The following is a 22215-nucleotide window of genomic DNA, read 5'->3' on the forward strand; positions in this document are numbered from 1 at the left end:
AGCCATGCCACCCGTACCCGCTTCATTGATTATTTTAAACGGCAAGAGCGCTGGCAACGAAGAGCTCCGGCAAGCCGTGCAGCAGCAGCGGCACGACGGCTATCCGCTGTATGTCCGCGTAACCTGGGAACACGGCGATGTGCATCGTTATGTGGAAGAAGCCGTCAAGCTGGGAGTGCAAACGGTGATTGCCGGCGGCGGCGACGGCACTATCAATGAAGTGGCGTGCGCGCTGGCGTTGTTGCCGGCGAAAGGCCGCCCAAGCCTCGGCATCCTGCCGCTGGGCACCGCCAACGACTTTGCCCAAAGCTGCGCCATCCCGGCGGAGCTGGATAAAGCGCTGGCGCTGGCCGTGCTGGGCAAAGCGACGGATATCGATCTCGCCCAGGTCAATCAGGATCGTTTTTTCATCAATATGGCCACCGGCGGCTTCGGTACCCGTATCACCAGCGAAACACCGGCGAAATTAAAATCGGTGCTGGGGGGCGCATCCTATTTCATCCACGGTTTGCTGCGCATGGACACCTTGAAAGCCGATAGCTGCGAAATCCGCGGGCCCGGCTTCAGCTGGACCGGCGACGCCCTGGTGATCGGTATCGGTAACGGCCGGCAGGCCGGCGGCGGCCAGGTATTATGTCCGGGAGCGCTTATCAATGACGGTAAGCTGCAGTTGCGTATCTTCGCCGTGGAAGAGTGGTTGCCTATATTGCTCAATAGCCTCTCCACCGACACCGAGAATCCGCATATCGTTTCCGCCACTCTGCCCTGGCTGGAGATAATCGCGCCCCATGAGGTCACCTTCAATCTGGACGGTGAACCGCTGAGAGGAAAAAAATTCCGGATTAAAGTGCTGCCGGCGGCGCTCTCATGCCGTTTGCCGCCGCAATGCCCGTTGTTGGCATAAAGATTTTGATCTTACGCACAATATTGGCCGTCAAAGGCGCTTGGGTAAAGAATTTGTATAACAACTTAAGGTAATCTATACGCAATAGATTTCGAGTTGCAGCTGTGCTGGCTGCAACTTGAAAGATGAAGGTTATATGGCATATCGCTGATCCAGGAAATTATAATGCAAGCTTTTTCACCCGACCTACCCATGCCAGAAAGCCTTTATTACAGCGCCAAAGAGACACATCCCCTGTCGACGTTAGACGAAAAGAACATTTGCTCCATGGTGGATGACCTGAAACTCACCGACAGCGATAAAGAACATTACGTCACCGGATGGATGGGTGAAGACAGCGTGGTGGTGATTCACAATTATCGCGAAAAGCGCGGTACCTCCAACGGCTTCGTGCTGTCCAAGGAGAATCAATACCGTCTTAGCGTGCAGTCCATCGCCTTTCGCATCCCCAAAATCTTTCTCTGGTTATCGCTGCGCCGCAAGCCGCGCAATGCCACCTTGATTACCTATGACACCATCGGTGAGCTGCGCAGTCCCATCGTCCAATACCGCAACCTGTTCGACAAGTCGTTGAAACTTAAATTGGAACAGGATTGGCAGGCGCTGAACGACTATATCGGCTTAGCCTGCTGGCAATTGGAAAACGGCTGCCCGCTGTGGAAACAGCTGGAACAGGCCATTACTCCTGCGGCATTGACCGCATGGGTCAACGCACCGGTTTTCGAAGAGAAGCGCCTGCAAAAGGACGGACCGTTCGAGGGCTTTTGGTCCGGCAACGTTTTTATCGCCCGTTCCAAACCCCCCTATCCATCATTGCAGTTATTATGGCGCGATGAAGACAACCGCCTGCAGCCGGGATATATCTTTACCGCGGTACCGGATAAAAAGCAGGACAAACTCGTACCTTCGCTGCGCATTCGTCCCCACCGCGCCGAGAAACACTATCCGCTTAACGTCTTCGACGCCCGCCATCTGCAATATGCCCGCTCGCTGCTGAGCTACGCCGAAGGTGTGTTAACCGGCATGTCACCACCACTGGTGGAAATGATGAACGGGTCCAATCCCCTGCCCGACCTCTAAATCATCGGCATGCAGCAACGCCTGCTGCAAATAGGCTTTCGCCGCCCGCAGGGTTTGCTCCCAGTCGTCATATTGCGGGCGCAACGCCGCCAACGCGGCGGACAGCGTACAGCCGGTGCCGTGGGTATGGCGGGTATTGACCCGCAGGGCATCGAACCGCAGCTCCCCGTCGGCGGTAATCAGCCAATCGGGGCTGGATTCTCCATGCAGATGGCCGCCTTTCATCACCACCGCCCGGCAACCCAACGCCAGCAGCGCCCGGCCCTGCTCACGCATGCCGCTTTCATCGTCTGCCGGCGGGCAGTTCAATAATGCCGCCGCCTCCGGCAGGTTGGGGGTGATGATGGATGCCAGCGGCAACAGTTCATCCCTTAGCGCCGACACCGCATCCGGCGCCAGCAGGAAATCACCGCTTTTTGCCACCATAACCGTGTCCAGCACCACGAAGGGGATGGGATATTGCCGGAGTTTTTCCGCCACTACCCGGACGATATCCCCCTGCCCCAGCATGCCGATTTTGGCGCTGTCGATACGCACATCGCTGAGCACCGAGTCCAGCTGTTCACCTACAAACTCAGGAGTGATGGGATAAATGGATTGCACGCCGCGGGTATTTTGCGCCACCAGGGCGGTAATTACCGTGGTGCCGTAAGCGCCGAGGGCCGAAAAGGTTTTCATATCGGCCTGGATGCCGGCCCCGCCGCTGGGATCGGTACCGGCGATGGTCAAGAGATTCCGGATGCGGCTCATTGCAGCTGCTCTCCCTGGAGAGTATAGAGTCTATCAAGGAAATCCACGGCAAAACTGCCGGGCCCCTTGACGTCAGCCGCGGTGAGCCGGCCGGCGCGGGCCATGACTTTGCAGGCGGCGGCCACGTGCGACAAACGATCCCCCGGCAGCGCGCAAAAGGCCGCCACCACCGCCGATAACGCGCAGCCGGTCCCCGTCACCCGGGTCATCAGCGGATGGCCGTCATTGATGGACCATATCCGCTCCCCGTCGGTGACAAAATCCACCCGTCCCGTTACCGCCACCAGCGTGTGATGGTCCGTGGCCAGCTTCCGGGCGGCGGACAGGGCCAGGCTGGAATCATCGGCACTGTCCACGCCGCGTCCCAGAGCGCTCTCGCCGGCCAAGGCCAGGATCTCGGAGGCATTGCCGCGGATGGCGGCCGGGCGCAGCGGCAGGAGACTATGGGCGAACCCGGTTCGATAGGCAAGAGGTCCCGCCGCCACCGGATCGAGTACCCACGGAGTGCCGGCCTCGTTAGCGGCCTGGACGGCGGCCAGCATGGCCTCCGCCTGGCGGCGGCGCAGCGTGCCGATATTCACCAGCAGGGCATCGGCCATGGCGCTGAATTGCGCCGCCTCTTCCGGATCGACCACCATTGCCGGCGCGGCGCCGAGCGCCAGCAGGGTATTGGCGGTAAAAGCCTGCACCACGTCATTGGTCAAGCAATGCACCAGCGGCGCATGCTGCCGAAGCAAATCAAGGGAGGCGGCCGCGGTCAGGCCGGGAAATTCCATAGGTTGTACAGTCATATTGCTCCCAGCCGGCGTTAAAGAAGACGGGATCCGGAGGAAGGGACGCCGTGACTTCCCTACGCTGGCATTATCCAGATCAGGTTATGCGGGTTAAATCTCAGTCCGCTGCGTAACAACGGACACCCCGAGTCAAGTCTGTTGATTATCCGGGTGCGGGAAGAAAAGATCAACGATCGCAGGGGACTTCTTGCAAGCCATGCCGCAACAGCATCCGGCCGATGCACCCATCGCCGGAGCGGGGCGAGGAAACTGCGCCGGTGGGGGTCAGCAGCCAGACGGGGCGATTATCAAGCCAGGCCGGCTGAACCAGCCCCGACTCGGCCAAGGCCTCGAGACGGCCCAAGAGCCAGGGATCGTTATCCACCGGCAGGGAGATTGGCCAGGCCGGATTGCCAAGGCACTCATGGGAAACGTTATTCAAAATGCGTTGCAGCACCTCTTTATCAACAACATTGGAGGCGAAGGCCATCAATGGGAATAAAAAAAGCAGATAAGGGGCAATAATTTTACACATGTAATATAATCAATCCTATTTGCTTCCTGCTATATTTTCAATGTCTACTACCGACACTGTCTACAACTTCGCGGCGCCGGTATCCCGTCCGATTAGATTAAAAGAGAGGGTATAAACGCAGCTACAATCAACATCAGGTTTTAGCTTTCCGAGGTGAAACCCTGAGAAAATGAATGTAATTAGTACATCAATATATGGATCTGGTTTAATAAAACAGAACACACAAGACCAGCGAAGATAATTTTATCCAACCTTATCGTTCATAAAGCATTAACTGAAAAGCTTGAGCTCCATGGCACGGCTAATGGCATGTTTAGCATTGACAACGCCAAGCTTATCAATAATATTTCTTATGTGAAATTTTACCGTTCCTTCTCTGATGGTAAGAATAGTGGCCACCTCGCCATAGGTTTTACCCGCGCTGGCCCAGAATAATACTTCTTTTTCCCTGGGCGATAGCAGCGCATGGGTGGGTGGGCCGCTGTAAGGCTGCATAGCGCGCGTTTCGGCGCGCATAAAATTGATCACTTTTTCATGAGTGGTAATCAACAGCATCTGGAATTTTTCCTTATTTTGCTCGATGATACGATAAAAATCCGAGCTGCCGGTGCGATTGGTGAGGCTCAGCGTCGCCAGGTTGTCGTCGCCGTCATGCAACGTGAAGGTATAACCGCTGTTCAGACGATAAAATTTCGACAGATTGAAAAACTGTGCTGATGGATTATCGCCAGATTGTCAGGCCAAATAAATGGCGAAAATTTCCGACATGCGATGATCATGACCGGATCAATTTTTGATAGCCATGGTTTTATATTGATTAATCCAGCCCGCCGGATAATCGGATATTATAGAGGCAGGAAAACTGTGTGATTTGTTCATCATTAAGTAAGCAAAACAAAAACATGAGTATTCTTGAAAATCTGGATAAGATAGAGCTTAAGTTCTTTTTCATGGCTGTGATAAAAACATCTTGGCTGTTTTCAACTGATTTTTCCATAATCTATGCCTGCAATATTAACTAATACTCATCATTTAATATTCCCGCCAGGTAATTAATGACTGGCTGAAAGGTTAATTTCAAGAGGATTTTCGATAATATAAGAGGCCAGGTATTGATGCAACTACTAATAGAACAAGGGATATCCTTATCTGTTAGGAAAATTGACCCACTGATACCTTAATGCCGTCGCCGCCGCCCGGCGGTCCGTTTTAACCGGCCGAAACCGCGGATTCGGTCCGGAAGGGCCACAACCATCAAAGTATTGACAAATTGTCTGATATAATTAAGCACCGAGTGCTTTCCCTAGAATCCATCCACTGCACCGGGTAGTTGCAGTAAGGAGAAGCTGTGCTTGTCAGGACTTATCGAGAATCGGACCGACCCTTTTTACGCACCCTGTACCTCTCTTCCCGCAAAAAATGCTGGACCTGGCTGGACGGCAGACAGTGGCATCTGGAGGATTTCGACGGTGCGACCTTTGGCGAAAAGATTTTGGTGGCCGAAGAGCAAAATCACCTTGTCGGCTTTGCCTCCCTTTGGCTGCCGGACAGCTTTTTGCACAATCTATTTGTTGATCCTGCCTGGCAGCGGCAGGGGGTGGCCACCGCGCTGCTGGAAGCCTGCTATCCGCTGTGCGGCGATAAGATGGCCCTGAAGTGCCTGACCAAAAATCGCCGAGCCCTGGCGTTTTACCAGCGTCACGGCTGGAAGATCATCTCATCGGGCATCGCAGAACACGGGGAATATTTCCTCATGCACCGCGCCATAGAGCAACACAAATTATTCTTTCGCTAAACAAAAGGGTAATTATTCAATATGTGCTCTATACCGCTTTGCGAAGCCGGGCAGCCAGTCCTTTAAGAAAGTAACGCAGGACCTGATCGCCGCATACCCGATAATTTTTATGCCCCGGAGACCGCAGCATGGCGGTCACCTCCGGCAGGGAGAGGCGAAAGTCCTGGGACTGGAGAATGTCCTGCAGGTCGTTGGTTTTCAGTGAAAAGGCAACACGCAGCTTTTTCAGGATAATATTATTGGTGATTTTTCGTTCAATTTTAGCTTCCGGCATCGATTCATCCCGGCCGCGTTTATGAATCACCAGGCCATGAAGAAAACAGCCCATCACCATGTCCGGACAGGGCGCATAGCCCTCTTCCTCTTCTTTTTTAACGAAGCCGGCCATCTGTTGCGGCGTAATGACGCACTCCGCTAACGCCAATATGCCCAGGAGCTGTTCATTATGCAGATTCAGCATATAGCGTACGCTGCGCAGCACATCGTTATTCATCATGACCCCGGTCCCTTATCGCGCAATTATCTTTATGGCCGGACAGTATAATGATATCCGGCGTTAAACATAGGGCTGATGAATACAACCGCCCGGCTTTTTATCCCGGGCGGTCATTCTCGTCCTCAAAACCAGTGTTCATGTTCCAGCCTGGCTTATGAGAAACCTACCACGCTATGGGGAACATACGGCGCCTCGAGCCGGGCTATCTCTTCGGCGCTCAATACCAGATCCAGGGCGGCGATGGCGTCGTCAAGATGACCCGGCTTGGAGGCTCCGACAATGGGAGCGGACACCGCTGATTTAGCCAGTACCCAGGCAAGGGCTACCTGCGCGCGGGGGACGTGGCGTTCCTCCGCCACCGCCGCCACCGCTTCGACGACCCGGCGATCGGCATCGGCGGTATGTTCATAAAGCGTCTTGCCGAACTTGTCGGTCTCGGATCGCTTAGTACTGTCATCCCATGGCCTCGTCAGCCGGCCGCGCGCCAGGGGGCTCCACGGGATCACGCCAATGCCCTTGGCCTCGCACAGCGGGAGCATTTCGCGTTCTTCCTCGCGATAGAGCAAATTGACATAGTTCTGCATCGTGGAGAACTTCGTCCAGCCATGGGCTTCGGCGACATGGAGCATGGTGGCGAATTGCCAGGCATACATGGAGGAAGCGCCGATATAACGGGCCTTGCCTGCTTTTACGACATCATGAAGCGCTTCCAGCGTCTCTTCGATGGGCACGCTGTAGTCGAAGCGATGAATCTGATAAAGATCGACATAATCGGTACCAAGCCGGCGCAGTGAATTGTCGATTTCCTGCATGATGGCCTTGCGGCTGAGACCCGCGCCGTTCGGTCCCGGATGCATGCGGCCGTGCACTTTGGTGGCAATCACTATCTCTTCGCGGCGCGCGAACTCTTTAAGCAGCCGGCCGACGATTTCCTCGGAAGTGCCGTCGGAATAAACGTTGGCAGTGTCGAAGAAGTTAATGCCCGCTTCCACCGCGCGGCGAATAAGCGGACGGCTCTTTTCCTCATCCAGCGTCCATTCGTGACCGCCACGGTCAGGCACGCCGTAGGTCATGCAGCCAAGACACAGCCGCGACACGTCGAGGCCGGTTCGGCCGAGTTTTATGTAATCCATGGTCTTCTCCTGAGAGCGTTGAATAATCCTGCCGGGTCGGCACCGGGCGCCCACCCAACAGAACCGGCCACACGGCCTTAACTGCGAGAACTGTAGGATAGTCCCTTCCGTTATGAATAATAATCCGCTATTTTTGAGAAACATATTCTCTGTGAATGGAATAATGGATGGACAAGCTCGAGGCGATGGCGATTTTCGTCGAAGTGGTGGATCGCGGAACGCTGTCCGCGGCGGCCCGTTACCTGCACATTCCGCTGCCGACCCTGAGCCGAAAACTGGGGGAGCTGGAGAATCACCTGGGAACGCGCCTGCTGGTTCGCACTACCCGACGCCTTGAGCTCACCGATGCCGGCGCCGACTACCTTCAGGCCGCCAAGCGCATACTTGAGCAGGTGAACGAGGCCGATCGCGGCGCCGTCGGCGAGTACGTCACCCCCAAGGGCGAGCTGTTGATCACGGCGCCGCTGACCTTCGGCCGTCTGCACGTGCTGCCCATCATCAACGCATTCCTGGCGCAGTATCCTGACGTGAACGTGCGCCTTGCCCTGTCGGACGCCCGGCTGGAACTTATCAGCGAACATATCGACGTGGCGGTACGCATAGGTCCGCCGGGGAATGGCAACCTCTCTTCAACGCGCATCGGCGAGCTGCGCTGGATGGTGGTGGCCAGCCCGGATTTTCTCAAGAAGCACGGCGCGCCCAAGACCCCGGCGGACCTGGCGGCGCGCCCTTGCGTGGGAGTGGATCACGTCAATTTGTCCACCCATTGGCGGTTTCGATCCCCCGCCTCCGGCGCAGTTGTCAACACCCCCATCCGTGCCCGCCTGTCGCCCACCTCGGCGGAAGCCGCGGTGGATGCCGCCATCGCCGGCGTCGGATTGACACAGGTGCTTCATTACCAGGCCGCCGACGGCCTGGCGGCCGGTAAGCTTTGCGTGGTGCTGGCGGAGTATGAGGCCGAACCGATGCCGCTGTGGCTGGTTTATACCGGACAATCGCGCCTGCCGCTGAAGGTGCGCAGCTTTCTCGATTTCGCCACGCCCAGGCTCAAGGAGACCATCCGGTTTACCGGCCGCTAGCGTTGGCCGGCAAGCTTATCCTGGGTTTTGGTCTCAAAATCGGCGGCGTCATGACGTTCGTGCAGTTGGCTTGACGGCTCGCCAAAGACTCGATTGACCATCCGCCCGCGCTGCACGGCCGGCCGTTGTCCGATGGTGTCGGCCCAGCGCTGGAGATGCTTATAGTCCTGAACGGCCAGAAATTCCGCCGCGTCGTATATCCAGCCCTTCACCAGGCCGCCATACCACGGCCAAATAGCCATATCGGCGATGGTATATTCACTGCCCGCAATATACTCATTGTCCGCCAGCCGCTTGTCGAGCACGTCGAGCTGGCGTTTTGCTTCCATCGCGAACCGGTCGATGGCATAGGCAATCTTGGTGGGGGCGTAGGCATAAAAATGGCCGAAGCCTCCGCCTATATAGGGCGCGCTTCCCATTTGCCAGAACAGCCATGACAGGCATTCGGTGCGCGCGCCGATCTCTTTTGGCAGAAATGCGCCGAACTTTTCGGCCAGGTATAACAGTATCGAGCCGGACTCGAATACCCTGATTGGCTCGGGGCCGCTGCGATCCATCAGAGCCGGGATCTTGGAGTTCGGATTTACCGCCACGAAGCCGCTGCCGAACTGGTCGCCGTCGCCGATCCTGATAAGCCAGGCGTCATATTCCGCGCCGCTGTGGCCAAGAGCCAGCAGTTCCTCCAGCATCACCGTCACCTTCACGCCGTTCGGTGTCGCCAGCGAATAGAGCTGAAGGGGATGGCGTCCCACCGGCAGCTCTTTGTCGTGGGTCGGCCCGGAAACCGGGCGGTTGATATTCGCAAAGCGGCCGTTGCTATCCTTGTTCCAGGTCCATACCTTCGGCGGCACGTAATCGGATTGATTGCTCATGCTCAATGCTCCTTTCGCTTTAGTTTTGGGAGATCGTGGTAAAAGTCATCATACCGTTCCTTGATCCGCGGCGATAGAAAAACAAAATGTCGATATATTAACCTGATGCCGGCATAGCGCCATGGCACTAAAGAGACGGACGACGGGCGTGGCCCGTTTCATCATAGGCTCAGGCGGTAAAACCACCGTTTACGTCCACAACCGAGCCGGTAATATACCCGGCGTCGGGTCCGGCGATGAAAGCGATCACCGCGGCTACCTCCTCCACGGTCGCAATGCGCCCAATGGCGTGAGTGTCCATAAACGAAGCAGGAAGATTGCCCGCCGAACCGGCCGCCATATCCGTGGCCATGACGCCGGGCTGGACAACATTGACGGTAATGTTGCGCCGGCCTAGGTCACGCGCGGCGCCCTTGGTATAACCCACAATGGCGGCCTTGCTCGCCGCGTAGTCGGCCGTCCCGGAGAATCCGACCCGGGTGCCCAGCCCGGAGCCGACCGAAATAATTCGGCCGCCGTCGGTGAGCACCGGCGCCGCGGCTCGAATGGTCGCCACCACCCCCGACACGTTAACCCTCCATTGCCGGTCAAGGGCCGCATTGTCTATCTGCGGATCGTCGATACGTTTGCCCTGGATGGCGAGGGCCGCGTTGTTCACCAGAATATCAAGCCGGCCGAAGCTGGACATCACTTCCTCAACAAGAGACCCGGCCGAGGTCAGATCACCCTGATCGCTCCTTAAGGCCAGCGCCCGTACGCCCTTTGTCTCAAGGGCGGCCACCACCGCGTCAGCCTTCTGCGCCGATGCCACATAGGTGATAATCACGTCCGCCCCCTGCTCGGCCAATTCCGCCGCTATCGCCGCCCCCAGGCCACGGGAACCCCCGGTAACCAAGGCAACCTTTCCTGTCAAACGCTTGCTCATTATCGACTCCTTAACCCATGGGAAGATGTATGGAATAATCTGTTACGCCCCCCTACCAGGGCAGCCGTTCCTCTAGGTAAAAGAAGCCCCCGGTGGGCCCCTCTTCCCCTAAGGTGGCATAACGGATCGCGGTGCGGGCGCCGTCTTCGAGACTCAGTTCGGCATGCTCGCTGCCCATCGCGGTGCGTACCCAGCCGGGATGAATGGCATTGATTTTGATGGGGCCGCCGCGAAGCTCTTCGGCCAGCAGGATGGTAAAAGCGTTCAGCGCCGCTTTGGATGTGTCGTAGGCCAGCGCCTTGATGGGGTAGACCGGAGAGGCGGGATCGGACAGATGCGCCAGAGAGCCGCGGATGCTTGATACATTAACAATGCGTCCGGCCGGTGAACGCCGCAGCAGCGGCAGCAAGCGCTGCGTCAGCAATAGCGGCGCGAAAAAATTGGCTTCGAACGTGCCGCGGATATCCTTCTCCAACGCCTGGCTTGGCGGCCTGTCTGGCGGCGTGGCGGCATTCGCGCTGTCCAGCCAGACGCCGGCGTTGTTGATAAGAATATCCAGCACGCCGTGCCTGCCGGACAGGTACGCATCGGCGGCTTCCCGATCCCTCTTCAATGTCACGTCAAGCCGCAGGGCCATGGCTTGATACCCTTGCTTTCGCAGCTCCTTGGCGGCGGCCTCCGCCTTTGTTTCGTCGCGGGCGGCGACAATGACCTGCGCGCCGAGTACCGCCAACTGCCGGCAAATCTCCAGACCGACCCCGCGCGCCCCGCCGGTCACCAAGGCAACTTTGCCGGTGAGGGTTCGTTTCACTTCTGCTGTCTTGTCACCCATGACGGCGCTCCTTTTCGAGTTTGATGGATTCATTAAAGCAGTTGTCACCGACCCGCGAAGTGATTCCCGAGCGGCTATAACCGGCCTTATCATGGTCTAAGGTTTAATTTAAGAATGATCGTTACTGTAATGAACGGTATTGTATTGAGTTCCCTGCGTCAAGGGTTTTATACTGAGCGTTACCGAATTTCAGAATCCACCAGGATGTGCTATGGGCCGTCACAGAGAGTTTGATGCGGAAGAGGCGCTGGAAGCGGCCTTATCCGTCTTTTGGCAAAAGGGATATGAGGGAACCTCGTTCGAGGACCTGACGCAGGCCACGGGCGTCGCCCGTCCCGGCCTCTATGCAGCCTTTGGCAACAAAGAGGCATTATTTTTTCAGGCGCTGGATCTTTACGATAAAAGATATTTGGGTTTTATGGCCCAAGCGCTTGATGAGCCGACGTCCTATAAGGTCGTGGAACGCATCTTGCGCGGCTGCGCCGTCCTGCATACCCTGTCCCCCAGCCACCCCGGCTGCCTGGGATTGAACGGCGCCCTGGCATGTTCCGACGGGGCGGAGTCCGTCAGGCAAGAGCTTATCAGGCGCCGCGCCGCTTCACAGCTTGCGCTTTGCCGCCGGTTGGAGCGGGCGCAACGGGAAGGAGATCTCTTGCCGTCGGCTGGCTGCGACACCCTGGCCGAGTACGTGATGACCGTGTCGCAAGGCATGGCGGTGCAGGCCAAAGCCGGGGTATCCCGGCAATCGCTGGAAAAACTTGCCGAGCATGTGTTGAGCACCTGGCCCGCGTCGCCCAGCAGGTAAAGGAGGACGGGCGGGGTAATTCCCCCGCACTCCGGCACTCCGGCACTCCGGCACTCCGGCACTCCGGCACTCCGGGACCAGATTCGCACATTCCCATGAGATCAAAACTCAGGTTTTATCCCTTGCCACCTTCTCATAGCCAAGCCGGCCGATAAAAGGCAAACGCAGCGCCGGGGACATCACATCAACGCCCATATTAAATCCCAAAATATTGACCTCGACCCCCTCTTCCACCCCCAGCGTCAATCCCAGCACGCCCAGTAACGACACCTGCACGCCCCGGCCTGACGGGGATAATCCAATGGGATGCAGCAACGTCCGATAATCCTTGCCGATGGCGTTGGCCGGCAGATCCAGCCCCAGTTCAGGCACTTCTCTGCCGATATGGGCCATAAAGGTATTGCTGTTGGGGCCGGGCCAGGCATGGTAGGTATGCGGATAGGGATAGCTGCCGATGGCGGCCTCAATACGCGGGATCATGGCTTCGGCGCGGGGCCCGCGATGATCCACCAACAGCTTGGGCCGGGAGCCGTACCAGTATCCGTCGGGGAGGGCGAAGTCACGGCGAACCACGTCATCACTGCCCCAACTGATGACATCATACCGGCTGAAGCGGGTTTCCCCCGCTTTTTTAAAGATGATCCAGGGATGAACCGCTACCAGGCCTCGCCATCCATAGGTGGGCGCGGCATAGATCTGCACTATCGCCAAATCGCGCAACTGCGCCGGATTCGGCGCAATGCCGGCGGAATCGCGCCGGGCCGTCCACCAATGCTGACCGGTAAATACCTCCCCGCCCTGCTTTGCCTTGGACCAGCTTTGCCCGAATGATAAAACCATGACGCAGATAAAACCGATAAAGAACGCTTTCAGGTAGGTCATATAAGCTTAGCCTGCTGGTTTACAATGGATTGACGGATATCCAGCAGCGTAATCCCCCCGGCAGACTTTGCTGTAGAGACTTTACAAAAGTAGACTCTCACGAAACCGCCGGCGACCCTGCTTTCACATCTGGGTCCGCTGTGAAGCAGGATAGCACCGGGCCGGATTTAGCGAGACAACGCGGTCTGCTTGGCAATGTCGTTAAAGATCTGCCACGCCGCCCGGGCTCGCTCGGTATTCGGATAGTTGCGGTTGGCAAGCATGACGATGCCGATTTTTTTCTCCGGAATAAACGCCACATAGGCGCCAAAGCCACCGGTAGCGCCGGTTTTATTGAGCAAAACGGCTTGCTGCGGGGTCTTGGGAGGGGTGATGGCTTTAACCGGATTGACTTTATAAGTCATGTCATTCGAGTTGCCCGCCATCACCGCGCTGAGCGCCACCGGCCAGGAATATTGTTCCCAGAGCATGTCCTGGGTGTAGAGCGCCGTGGAGAAATAACCCCGGTGTGTTTCAATAACGGCTTTCTGCACATCCGATCCCTCCCCCGCCTGCTTCATATTGGCTTCCACAAACCGAATCATATCAGCGGAGGTGGATTTAACGCCATAGGCTTCATCGCTCAATATGCCGGCACTGACGCGTACCGGCTCATCCTTGTTATCCCGTTCATCCCGCTTATATCCCCACGCATAGTTTTTCATCTCTTCATCAGGCACATTGATCCAGGTATGGTTCATGCCCAGCTCCGGCAGGATAACCTTCTGCAGCAAATTGGCATAGCTATCCCCCATTGTCCTGGCGGCGATAAGCCCCAGTGTGCCGATGCTGATATTGGAGTACGAACGCCCCTGGCCGGCCTTTTCCCGGGGATGCCACGCGCGCAGGTAGTCCATCAGTTTCGCCTCGGTGTTCACCTGGTCCGGAGCCTGCAGCGGCATTCCACCCGTGGTATGGGTAGCCAGATTGATAAGGGACAACTCGCCGAAAGAGGTATCCTTCAAAGAAGGCAGGTAATGACTGACTTTTTCCACCAGGGATAATTTTTTTTGCGCATCGGCATAGGCGGCCAGCGTCACGTTTAAGGTTTTGCTCACCGAACCCAGTTCAAACAATGTATCGGCCGTGACTTCCCTCTGAGGGGTTATAGAAGCCAGCCCGTAGTTATAAAAATACTGCCGGCCGTCAACCGTTAAAGCAACAGCCATCCCGGGGATATTATGCGCCTTTATTAAGGGAAGGATTGAACGGTCCACCTCGGCGCGATAAGCATCCGGCCCTTGGGTAGCAGCACACTGGGCGCCTGTTGCCGCGAGCAGCATGGATAGGGCAGCCAAGGGGACTGCCATTGTTTTATTCATAAATTTCTCAAAATTTTGTAAAAAAGATCGCTATTAATGGATTAGTAATAACCATCTTGGATTTTGGTTTCCAAAGAGAGATAGAGTTAACTACAATGGCGGTCGAGTCAAAATATTTTTTCTATGGGTTATGAATAAACATTCTGAAAATGATTATTTTGTAATTAATAAACTCAATAGAATATATGATAAGCATATATAATATAATTTCATCAACTAAAAAGCATCGTTACGTGAGGCGTGGCGGCTAATCTTTACCGATCGCTAAACACTCCAGTCTGATAACGGATAATTACTTTTTTAATTTCACAACGCCAAGTAAACCGCTCTTAACTTCCTCCCCATTTCAGAGGGAATTATCATGAGAAATATTGTTTATAGATTTTTATCGAGCTAACCTTTAACGGAAGTTCAAGAAGGCTAGAGTAAGTTTTGGTGATAGCAATGGAGGGCGAAATGAACATTAACCTTTCTACATTATTGAAAGCCATCATAGGTGGCGCTGGATTTGCCCTTTCCGGTGGACTTTCCTTGGCTGATCCCAACGCTTACTGCAACGGCGACTATCACAGATATCTTTGCTGCCCTTGGCGGCACAACCGTAAGTGCTTTGGCCGTAAAGGGAACAGTAAGCTAAAGTGCGGGAACAGCGTCAGCCAAGTTGGCTTTACGCAGTGAATTACGGGCCCCTTTCCTATTCCATGTTCTCCCGGTAACGAAAGCAAGCGGGATCGTGGTCGTTGACGATGCCCACCGCCTGCATCCAGGCATAGACAATCGTCGGCCCGACGAATTTGAAGCCCCTCCGCTTTAAATCCTTTGAAATCCTGGCGGACAGCTCCGTTTCCGTGGCAAAGCCCTTGCCCATCAGCGGCACGCCGTTGGTGTAAGACCAGCAATATTCCGCGAAGTCCTCGCCGTTTGCCTGCATCTCATTGAAGATCTGCGCGCCGCGAATCGTCGCCTGGATCTTTGCACGGGCCCGCACGATCCCCGAATTGCCCAGCAGGCGCTCGATGTCGTCGGCGCCATAAACCGCCACAGCCCGAGGATCAAAACCGTCAAAGGCCAGGCGGAAAGCGTCCCGCTTGCGCAGAATGATGTCCCATGACAGACCGGCCTGGAACCCCTCCAGCATCAGCGTCTCCCACAGCCTGCGCGGATCGCGTTCCGGGATGCCCCATTCCGTATCGTGATAATGCCGCATCAACGGGCCTGAATCAGCCCAGCTGCAGCGATGCTGTTTTTCCGACATCCGCGTCCTCCTGGATGATTACATTTCGTTGACTGCCGTGCTTTAATCATCATGCTATGGCGTTAACGTCCTGAGGCCGCAAGAGACGTGCCGATGTGGCGGGAACGCCCTGCCAATGAGCCGAATAGCGCCATAAGGACGGAAAGAACAACACCGATGGCCAGCGGAATATGCCAGTTTCCGGTAATATCGTGAGCCTTACCGGCAAGCGTTGGCCCGCAGGCCGCCAAGAGATAACCGATGCACTGCGCCATGCCGGAAAGCGCAGCCGATTGATGAACATCCCTCGCGCGCATACTCATGAACATCAGCGCTAGAATAATGGCGGCCCCCGATCCGAAACCAAATAGGGCCGACCAAAGCAGCGCCCAGGCCGGCGCAAACAGCAGGCCCAGTAGCGATATGCCCAGCATAAAACCGGTACCGGCGGCTATCAGCCGCTGATCTTTCAATCGGCCGACTACCAGGCTCAAGACCAATCCCGGCACAGCGCAGGAGAGCTGCATAACCCCATGTATCGAGCCCGCGGCGGCAGGGGTAAAGCCCGCATTGGTCAAAATGGTCGGCAGCCAGGCGACCATAATATAATACAACGTCGAATTCGCCCCCATGAACAGCGTAACCTGCCAAGCGATCATTGAACGCCAGACACCTCCACCATGGACAGGCGCCGCGGTTCCGTTTACCGGTGTTTCTGTTACGGGAATTCCTTTTAAGGGAGTTCCTTTTGGAGGAGTTCCTTTTAAGGGAACAATACGTCCGCCAAGTTCACAAGTCCAAACAGCAATGGCCGCCAAAGGAAAAACAATCACCATCCCTAACGCTATGCGCCAGCCAAACACGTCGGCCAAGGGGACCACGCTCATGGAAACCATCGCTGCGGCCACCCCCATCGTCACCGCGCAGACGCTGGTGATGACCGGCACCCTGCTGGGAAAATCACGCTTGATAAGGCCTGGCAGCAGCACATTGCCAAGGGCAATGCCGGTGCCGACGGTCGCGGTACCCAGGTAGAGGCCCACGACAGTCCCCGTCGAGCGAACAACCACCCCCGCCGCAATAAGCAATAATGCGCCGAATAAGCAGCGCTCAATCCCGTATTTCCGGGCAAACAGCGCCGCGAACGGCGATATGGCGGCAAAAGCGACAAGCGGCAACGTCGTCAATAAGCCCGCATCGGTGGGAGATAATCCCAGATGCGAACGGAGCAGGTCTAATACTGGCGCCACGCCGGTGACAGGACCCCGTAGCGTGGCCGCTACCAGCAGCAAGCCTGCGACAAGCAGGAACGAACGCGACGCGGTTGCGGTATGTCTGGCCATGAATAATATCCCGAAGAGCAATAAAGCAGAGCGACAATCTTACCCCTTTCGCGAATGCCGGAATTTGGATATATTGACAATAAATACTCAAAAACTGACAACCTGCATTGATGCTATCCCTTGAAGACTCGCTTCGCTACTTCGATCAAGACCAGCCTTACGGACTGGTGGCCGGCCTAAAGACGCATTCACCTGGCGCCAGTGAAGTGCCTGTCCACCAACATCGGCAAGGACAGCTGCTTTTTGCGGTCAAAGGCGGCATAACATGCGAAGTCGACGACGCCATTTGGATGGTGCCCCCCAACAGCGCCGTGTGGATACCCGGCCAAACCCGCCACAGCGTTCGCGCAACGGCGAACGCCGAGATAAGCTTTCTCTTCATCCAGCCGGGCGCCGCGCCGCTTCCCGCCACCTGCTGTACGCTCTTCATCTCCCCCTTGGTGCGCGAGCTCATTCTTCATATGGCGGGCCAGCCGCCGAAATATGCGCCGGACAGCCCCATCGGACGCAAGGCCGTCGTGCTGCTGGAGGAGCTTGCTCATATGCCGGTAGAGCGGCTGCATCTGCCTATCTCGGAAGAACCCCGTATGAGAAAGATTGCGAAAATACTCTCAGACGATCCGGCGGATCGCCGTACGCTTGCGCAATGGGGAAACATGGTGGCCATGAGCGAGCGTTCGCTGGCTCGCCTTGTGCGTCAGGAAACGGGATTGACTTTTGGCCGGTGGCGCCGGCAACTGCATTTGATCGTTGCCCTGCGCGAACTCGCCGCCGGCCAAAACGTACAGAACATTGCTGAAATTCTCGGCTATGAATCGGTGTCGGCGTTTATCATCATGTTCAAGAAATCCTTAGGGGAAACGCCGGCGAAATACTTTTCCTCCATTGCTCAGACGGCGGAACCTTGATCCGCGATCGGCGGCATTAACGATCCCCTTGCCGCCCGCCTCGGCTTGGCCAACCCTTGTCAGGCCCCCTTTAACGGCAGAGCGAGACGGGACGGGTCTTTGCCTCCGCAATGCACGGCGATCGTGGTTTTTCTCGATCTCGTCGCCATGGACATGCGCTCACCCAGCCCGAGGTTACGGGCATAGCGCGGAAAAGCACCGCCCGCGATAAGCAGTTGGAGCCGATGGCCGGCGGCGACGCGCCAATAGGCCGGCAGCAGCGGCAGCGTAACCGTGCGGCGCGTATCCGCAGCAAAGCCCGGCAGACGCTGATAGCCATCGGTTATGTTGGTCGCCCGGCCGTTTTCATCCACATCGCACAGGCAAATAAACAGGTCGTGTTCGGGCCCGTCAGCCGAAACGTTAATCGTCAAGACTGGCCGGCCGGCTATCTCGGTATCCTGGTCCAGGACCGGCCCGATAAAGCTAAGCACATCGGCGCGCGCCGCAAGGGGCCTCATGTCGCCACGCCCGGTGGCGTCGGACAATGTAGGACCGGCCAAACTCGGCGTAGGGTCTTTCGGATCGTAGACGAATCTTCGCTCGGCCTCGGCGATCTCTCCTTCGCCCAGCCCGCCGCTGCCGGTAAGCTGCAACGCGCGCGACACGCTACCGGCCGGCGGCCATGCGGTCTCGTTGCGCCATTCGTTAGCACCAACCACCCAGAGCTTGACGCGTTTTAACGCGTCCTTACCGGATTCCCGACCTTTGAGATGAATATCGAACCAGTCAAATGCATCGGCCATCGCGCCGGCCAGGCTTTTGAGAGAGGTGTGCGTCCACGGATCCACGGTAAGCCTTACCGTTTTGCCGCAGGCCTGCAGCTCGGCATAGTCGTGAAGCTGATGGCCAATAAAAGATCGGACCAACCCGCCACCATTGATACGGGGCGGTCACCCGCGCAAGCGTACGGCGGTCGCGGATCGGCTGCCAGAACGGATCGGCGGGATGGTCATGGGCCATCCACTCCCGCCAGCAGTCAATGGCGGCGCCGGACACCTGCTCATCCAACGTCTCAAGCGGCAAGGCGGCATAATGCCGGGCATGAGCATCGCCGAAAAAACGGCGCCTGAGGGCCTGGACGATAGCGTTGCTCTTCTCCTGGGCCTCCAACAGGCAGATCCAGCTAAGGAAATCCTCCAGCCGCAGGCCGTCGCCGCCCCAGATGGCGGCGGCGAAATCCGACGTACTGCGCACGATGGCGATGGCGGCGACCCGTTCCCCCAGTTCGGCGGCCATGGCCCAGTGCACCTGACCCATATAGCTCGCCCCCCAAAGCCCCAAGCGGCCGCCGTACCACGGCTGGCGCTCGATCCAGCCGACGGCGTCCAGCCCGTCGTCACGCTCCTGGAAGAACGGATGGAAACGCCCGCCTGAGCCGAATGTACCGCGCACGCTCTGGACCACCGCCGTGTAGCCGCGTTCGGCAAAAAGACGCGCGCACAAACCGACGATGTTTTTGCGCCCGTAGGGTGAACGCAGCAGCACGATGGGTGGCCGATCGATACCGATCGGATGATAGACATCGGTCATCAGCGCGACACCGTCCCGCGCGGTCACGGCAATGTCCCGCTCCACACGCACGGCGTTTTCCGCCGGCGGCAGCCGCCACAGGCGCCCGGCGAGGCGCGTCATTATCGTCATGGGCCGTAAACCTCCTGGACTATGCCGGTGAGGGCATCAGCGGTCTACATGATACGATATTTTTTTACTCATGGGCTTGGCCGGTAGCATCAGATCGTTAGGGGCGGCAATCGGCGAGTTTCTTTTGCCACATTGACCTGCATCGCTACCTCCGCCAGTTCCAGCATATCTTGCGCCAAGCGGTAGTTTCCCCTGCCCTGCAACCAAGACAAAATATCCGCCAGGTGCCAAATCGATGCGCTGCCTTCATGGACCGGCGCCGGAAAATTACCCGGATGGGCCAGCATCAGCTTGCGCATATTCTGCCTCGACACACCTACAATCTCCGCCGCATCTGTCAGTCCCACCAGATCCGGCGCCGCTTCGATAAGCGTCGCCGAGGGTACGGCGCGACGAACATCCGTCAGCGCACTGCGTACGGCGGCCTCGGCATTCCCGGCTTCTCGTGTGAATTCCAGCGCCAGCCTGCCCGGCAACCCTATACCCACCAGAGCATCGTCGCAACCGGCTTCCCCCAGACGTTCGACAATCGCATCCGTTTCGCAGTCTTCAGCGGCAAGCTGGTATTTTAAGGTAAAGGTATATTCCATCATTTCTCCTTGTCGTCAGGATCACGCTATTTGCGATGCTTTGTGCAGTTATCCACAACCCTGCGCAGGGCGCGAGCATGGTTGCCGGGATTCTTCGGCGTGCTCCAGACGCTGGTAATGCAAAACTCTCCGCAGCGACACTCATTTTCATTATAAGGGCAGTAGATCTTCCCCCATGCATGACTGCCGCCAACATCGATTCGCCAACGTTGTTCTTCAGCATATCTGAGCGCCTCTTCCACCTCTTTCTTCGAATGCGAGGGACGGGTCATCATTGACCTCCAAAATAGATTTTGCCGTTGAGTTGTCAAGTGACAACTCGATTATCTGGACTTGCCTATAAAGACGTCTCAGCACGAGTCCGTAATAATCTCCGGCAACGGCGTTTACCATGAGTTCCGGCAGCCGATTCGGTCTTTAGCAATGCTGGAAACACTGTTGCAAAATTTTCCCGCGGCTGGGCAGAAAGTGAGATTGTTTAACCAGATGACGATAAGCATGGGGGATTTTCATTCAGGGCTTGGTGGATTGTATGCAGACCAGCGGGGCTATTTGATGCTTAGGGTAGCCTGCACTTTACCGGAAATCGGCGATAGCTCATATTGATGCAAAATGATTCCCGGTTCGTTCATAGCGTGGCCTCCGGCATTTCTCTCTGGTACGCATGAGCCTCCGCCACCGTGGCCTCAATGGAAGGCCGCATCAGAACCCGCTTCATCCACCGTTGTGGAGATAAAGGGTCTATTTCTCTCACGCAATAGCAGCCGAACCTTTTGCGCATACGACGAGCGCGGGTACTCCAACAACACGATCTCGTTCATGACGAACCTTTTCCCCATGATATTGCTAGCGGGGTAACTCTATTCGTCGTCATCTTTGCCGAGCGCTAATCGACGTGGAGCGGCGGCGGCGCCCGGTCATCCCAATCGGCGCCGATGCGCGGATATAACCAGGCAAGGCAGATGCCGCGCGCCACCATGAACAACAGGAAAGCGCCCCAAAGCCCATTATTGTGCGCGACCGGGATCAGGAGCCAAGCCGCGGCCAGGAACACGGCGAGCGACAGAATCATGCTGTTGCGCAGTTCGCGCGCGCGCGTGGCGCCGATAAAGATGCCGTCAAACTGGAAGCCCCAGACCGAAGCGACCGGCAGCGCGATCACCCAGGGTAGGTAGGCCTTGGCCACGGCGCGCACCGGCTCTTGGTTGGTCAGCCCGTCAATCATCATCGGTCCGACCGCGACATAGGCGAGCGAAAATCCGAGCGCCCCAATCGCGGCCCACAACATGGAAATGCGGCTCGCCGCCCTAAGCGACGCCCGGTCGCGGGCACCGACCGCGAGTCCCACCAGCGCCTCCGCCGCATAGGCGAAGCCGTCGAGCCCGAAGGCGGTGAAAGTCTGGAAGTTAAGCAGCACGGCATTGCCGGCCAGCACTTTGTCGCCGAGCCCGGCGCCGAGGCGCGCGAAAAGCGCGGTGACGCCGATGATGCAGATGGTGCGCAGGAAAATGTCACGGTTGATGCCGAACAGCCTGAGCAGGGGTTCTCGCGCCCAGAGCGCCGCCTGAACGAGCCGCGGTAGCCCGCGCGGGCTGAGGCGCTTGAGCACAAGGAGGCCCAGGACCAGTCCTATGCCGTCGGCGAGCGCCGTCGCCGCCCCGATGCCGCCGACACTGAGGTGTGCGCCATAGACCAGGCCGATGGCAAAGCCCATGTTGAGGAAGTTCAGCACCAGTTGCAGGACGAATCCCAGCCTGGCTCGCTGGCGACCGATCAGGTAGCCCAGCACGACCGTATTGCCGAGCGCCGCCGGAGCCGACCAGATGCGTGCGTCGCAGTAGATGCGCGCCGCACGCTGCACCTCGGCACCACCGCCGAGCAGGTGGAGCGCGCCCGTGAGCAGCGGCCGCTGCACCGCCAGGATGACGAGGCCCAGCAACACCGCCAGCAACAGCGCCCGTACTTGCACGATCCGGGCCTCAGTATCGTCTCCGGCGCCTACCGACTGGCCGACCAGCCCGGTGGTCGCCATGCGCAGAAAGCTCAGGCCCCAGATCATGGCATTAAAGACCAGCCCCCCCAGCGCTACGCCGCCAAGCGCCGCCTGGTCGGGGAGATGACCGGCGACGGCAGTGTCCACCGCGGACAGCAGCGGCACCGACAGATTAGCCAGCATTATCGGCACGGCCAGGGCCACAATCCGCCGGTGCCAACCGGGTGTCGCTCCAGCTATGC

23 protein-coding genes and 1 riboswitch are annotated in these 22215 nt (G+C 57.4%); of the genes, 6 read left to right on the forward strand and 17 right to left on the reverse strand.

Annotation, left to right across the window (positions count from 1 at the left end; all coding sequences use genetic code 11):
* The first annotated feature begins 4 nt into the window (after positions 1 to 4).
* Both yegS and GTU79_RS20505 read left to right on the forward strand, forming a co-directional pair.
* The gene (yegS, locus tag GTU79_RS20500) at positions 5 to 904 is read left to right on the forward strand and encodes a lipid kinase YegS (protein ID WP_132926903.1); all 900 of its coding nucleotides are present in this window, start codon (positions 5 to 7) and stop codon (positions 902 to 904) included.
* Between the two features lie 165 nt (positions 905 to 1069).
* A complete protein-coding gene (locus GTU79_RS20505; protein WP_203523677.1) occupies positions 1070 to 1984 on the forward strand; it encodes a hypothetical protein in 915 nt (304 codons plus the stop codon).
* Here the strand turns inward: GTU79_RS20505 and thiD are convergent.
* From thiD to GTU79_RS20525, 4 genes are all read right to left on the reverse strand, one after another.
* The gene (gene thiD / locus GTU79_RS20510; RefSeq protein ID WP_203523678.1) at positions 1931 to 2734 is read right to left on the reverse strand and encodes a bifunctional hydroxymethylpyrimidine kinase/phosphomethylpyrimidine kinase; all 804 of its coding nucleotides are present in this window, start codon (positions 2732 to 2734) and stop codon (positions 1931 to 1933) included. The two genes, GTU79_RS20505 and thiD, sit on opposite strands and share 54 nt — an antisense overlap.
* Entirely contained in the window at positions 2731 to 3525 is a 795-nt protein-coding gene (gene thiM / locus GTU79_RS20515; RefSeq protein ID WP_203523679.1) for a hydroxyethylthiazole kinase, read from the reverse strand. Before thiM ends, thiD begins: the two co-directional genes overlap by 4 nt.
* 39 nt (positions 3526 to 3564) lie before the next feature.
* A riboswitch (TPP riboswitch) is annotated at positions 3565 to 3665 on the reverse strand.
* 29 nt (positions 3666 to 3694) lie between these two features.
* Entirely contained in the window at positions 3695 to 4042 is a 348-nt protein-coding gene (locus GTU79_RS20520; protein ID WP_203523680.1) for a hypothetical protein, read from the reverse strand.
* Between the two features lie 270 nt (positions 4043 to 4312).
* Positions 4313 to 4741, reverse strand: a complete 429-nt coding sequence (locus tag GTU79_RS20525) for a helix-turn-helix transcriptional regulator (RefSeq protein ID WP_338091501.1) — start codon at positions 4739 to 4741, stop codon at positions 4313 to 4315.
* Positions 4742 to 5390: 649 nt separating this feature from the next.
* On the opposite strand from GTU79_RS20525, the gene GTU79_RS20530 reads away from it, so the two are divergent.
* A complete protein-coding gene (locus tag GTU79_RS20530; RefSeq protein WP_203524553.1) occupies positions 5391 to 5837 on the forward strand; it encodes a GNAT family N-acetyltransferase in 447 nt (148 codons plus the stop codon).
* Positions 5838 to 5865: 28 nt separating this feature from the next.
* Here GTU79_RS20530 and GTU79_RS20535 read toward each other — a convergent pair whose 3' ends face one another.
* Both GTU79_RS20535 and GTU79_RS20540 read right to left on the reverse strand, forming a co-directional pair.
* Entirely contained in the window at positions 5866 to 6333 is a 468-nt protein-coding gene (locus GTU79_RS20535; RefSeq protein ID WP_203524554.1) for a YehS family protein, read from the reverse strand.
* Positions 6334 to 6485: 152 nt separating this feature from the next.
* Positions 6486 to 7466 (reverse strand): aldo/keto reductase, encoded by a 981-nt coding sequence (locus tag GTU79_RS20540; protein WP_203524555.1) that lies wholly within the window; start codon positions 7464 to 7466, stop codon positions 6486 to 6488.
* 167 nt (positions 7467 to 7633) lie between these two features.
* On the opposite strand from GTU79_RS20540, the gene GTU79_RS20545 reads away from it, so the two are divergent.
* Positions 7634 to 8545: a LysR family transcriptional regulator gene (locus tag GTU79_RS20545; protein ID WP_132926886.1), complete on the forward strand. Its 912-nt coding sequence runs from the start codon at positions 7634 to 7636 to the stop codon at positions 8543 to 8545.
* On the opposite strand, the gene yghU is transcribed toward GTU79_RS20545, so the two are convergent.
* The 3 genes from yghU to GTU79_RS20560 form a co-directional block, all read right to left on the reverse strand.
* Positions 8542 to 9417, reverse strand: a complete 876-nt coding sequence (gene yghU, locus GTU79_RS20550; protein WP_132926884.1) for a glutathione-dependent disulfide-bond oxidoreductase — start codon at positions 9415 to 9417, stop codon at positions 8542 to 8544. The genes GTU79_RS20545 and yghU overlap by 4 nt on opposite strands.
* A 169-nt stretch (positions 9418 to 9586) precedes the next feature.
* Positions 9587 to 10342 carry an SDR family NAD(P)-dependent oxidoreductase gene (locus GTU79_RS20555; RefSeq protein WP_132926882.1) on the reverse strand — a complete coding sequence of 252 codons (756 nt, stop codon included), beginning with the start codon at positions 10340 to 10342 and terminating at the stop codon, positions 9587 to 9589.
* Positions 10343 to 10394: 52 nt separating this feature from the next.
* Positions 10395 to 11174, reverse strand: a complete 780-nt coding sequence (locus tag GTU79_RS20560) for an SDR family NAD(P)-dependent oxidoreductase (protein WP_203524556.1) — start codon at positions 11172 to 11174, stop codon at positions 10395 to 10397.
* 211 nt (positions 11175 to 11385) lie between these two features.
* On the opposite strand from GTU79_RS20560, the gene GTU79_RS20565 reads away from it, so the two are divergent.
* Positions 11386 to 11979, forward strand: a complete 594-nt coding sequence (locus tag GTU79_RS20565; RefSeq protein ID WP_203524557.1) for a TetR/AcrR family transcriptional regulator — start codon at positions 11386 to 11388, stop codon at positions 11977 to 11979.
* Between the two features lie 108 nt (positions 11980 to 12087).
* On the opposite strand, the gene GTU79_RS20570 is transcribed toward GTU79_RS20565, so the two are convergent.
* The 4 genes from GTU79_RS20570 to GTU79_RS20585 all read right to left on the reverse strand — a co-directional run bounded on the left by GTU79_RS20570 (position 12088) and on the right by GTU79_RS20585 (position 16799).
* Positions 12088 to 12861 (reverse strand): DUF3750 domain-containing protein, encoded by a 774-nt coding sequence (locus GTU79_RS20570; RefSeq protein WP_203524558.1) that lies wholly within the window; start codon positions 12859 to 12861, stop codon positions 12088 to 12090.
* A gap of 167 nt (positions 12862 to 13028) precedes the next feature.
* Positions 13029 to 14222, reverse strand: a complete 1194-nt coding sequence (ampC, locus tag GTU79_RS20575) for a class C beta-lactamase (protein ID WP_203524559.1) — start codon at positions 14220 to 14222, stop codon at positions 13029 to 13031.
* Between the two features lie 694 nt (positions 14223 to 14916).
* Positions 14917 to 15477 (reverse strand): DNA-3-methyladenine glycosylase I, encoded by a 561-nt coding sequence (locus tag GTU79_RS20580; RefSeq protein WP_203524560.1) that lies wholly within the window; start codon positions 15475 to 15477, stop codon positions 14917 to 14919.
* 62 nt (positions 15478 to 15539) lie between these two features.
* The gene (locus GTU79_RS20585) at positions 15540 to 16799 is read right to left on the reverse strand and encodes an MFS transporter (RefSeq protein ID WP_214513322.1); all 1260 of its coding nucleotides are present in this window, start codon (positions 16797 to 16799) and stop codon (positions 15540 to 15542) included.
* Between the two features lie 110 nt (positions 16800 to 16909).
* Here GTU79_RS20585 and GTU79_RS20590 point away from each other — a divergent pair, with 110 nt between their 5' ends.
* Entirely contained in the window at positions 16910 to 17707 is a 798-nt protein-coding gene (locus GTU79_RS20590) for an AraC family transcriptional regulator (RefSeq protein ID WP_203524562.1), read from the forward strand.
* 59 nt (positions 17708 to 17766) lie between these two features.
* Here GTU79_RS20590 and GTU79_RS20595 read toward each other — a convergent pair whose 3' ends face one another.
* From GTU79_RS20595 to GTU79_RS20610, 4 genes are all read right to left on the reverse strand, one after another.
* Entirely contained in the window at positions 17767 to 18570 is an 804-nt protein-coding gene (locus tag GTU79_RS20595) for a CocE/NonD family hydrolase (RefSeq protein WP_253073683.1), read from the reverse strand.
* Entirely contained in the window at positions 18476 to 19390 is a 915-nt protein-coding gene (locus GTU79_RS20600) for a CocE/NonD family hydrolase (protein WP_214513323.1), read from the reverse strand. Before GTU79_RS20600 ends, GTU79_RS20595 begins: the two co-directional genes overlap by 95 nt.
* A gap of 89 nt (positions 19391 to 19479) precedes the next feature.
* Positions 19480 to 19980: a helix-turn-helix transcriptional regulator gene (locus tag GTU79_RS20605; RefSeq protein WP_203524564.1), complete on the reverse strand. Its 501-nt coding sequence runs from the start codon at positions 19978 to 19980 to the stop codon at positions 19480 to 19482.
* Positions 19981 to 20866: 886 nt separating this feature from the next.
* Complete coding sequence (locus GTU79_RS20610) at positions 20867 to 22156, reverse strand: MATE family efflux transporter (protein ID WP_203524565.1); 1290 nt, start codon at positions 22154 to 22156, stop codon at positions 20867 to 20869.
* Positions 22157 to 22215: the final 59 nt, after the last annotated feature.

Source organism: Sodalis ligni (assembly GCF_016865525.2).
GTDB classification, from domain to species: domain Bacteria; phylum Pseudomonadota; class Gammaproteobacteria; order Enterobacterales; family Enterobacteriaceae; genus Acerihabitans; species Acerihabitans ligni.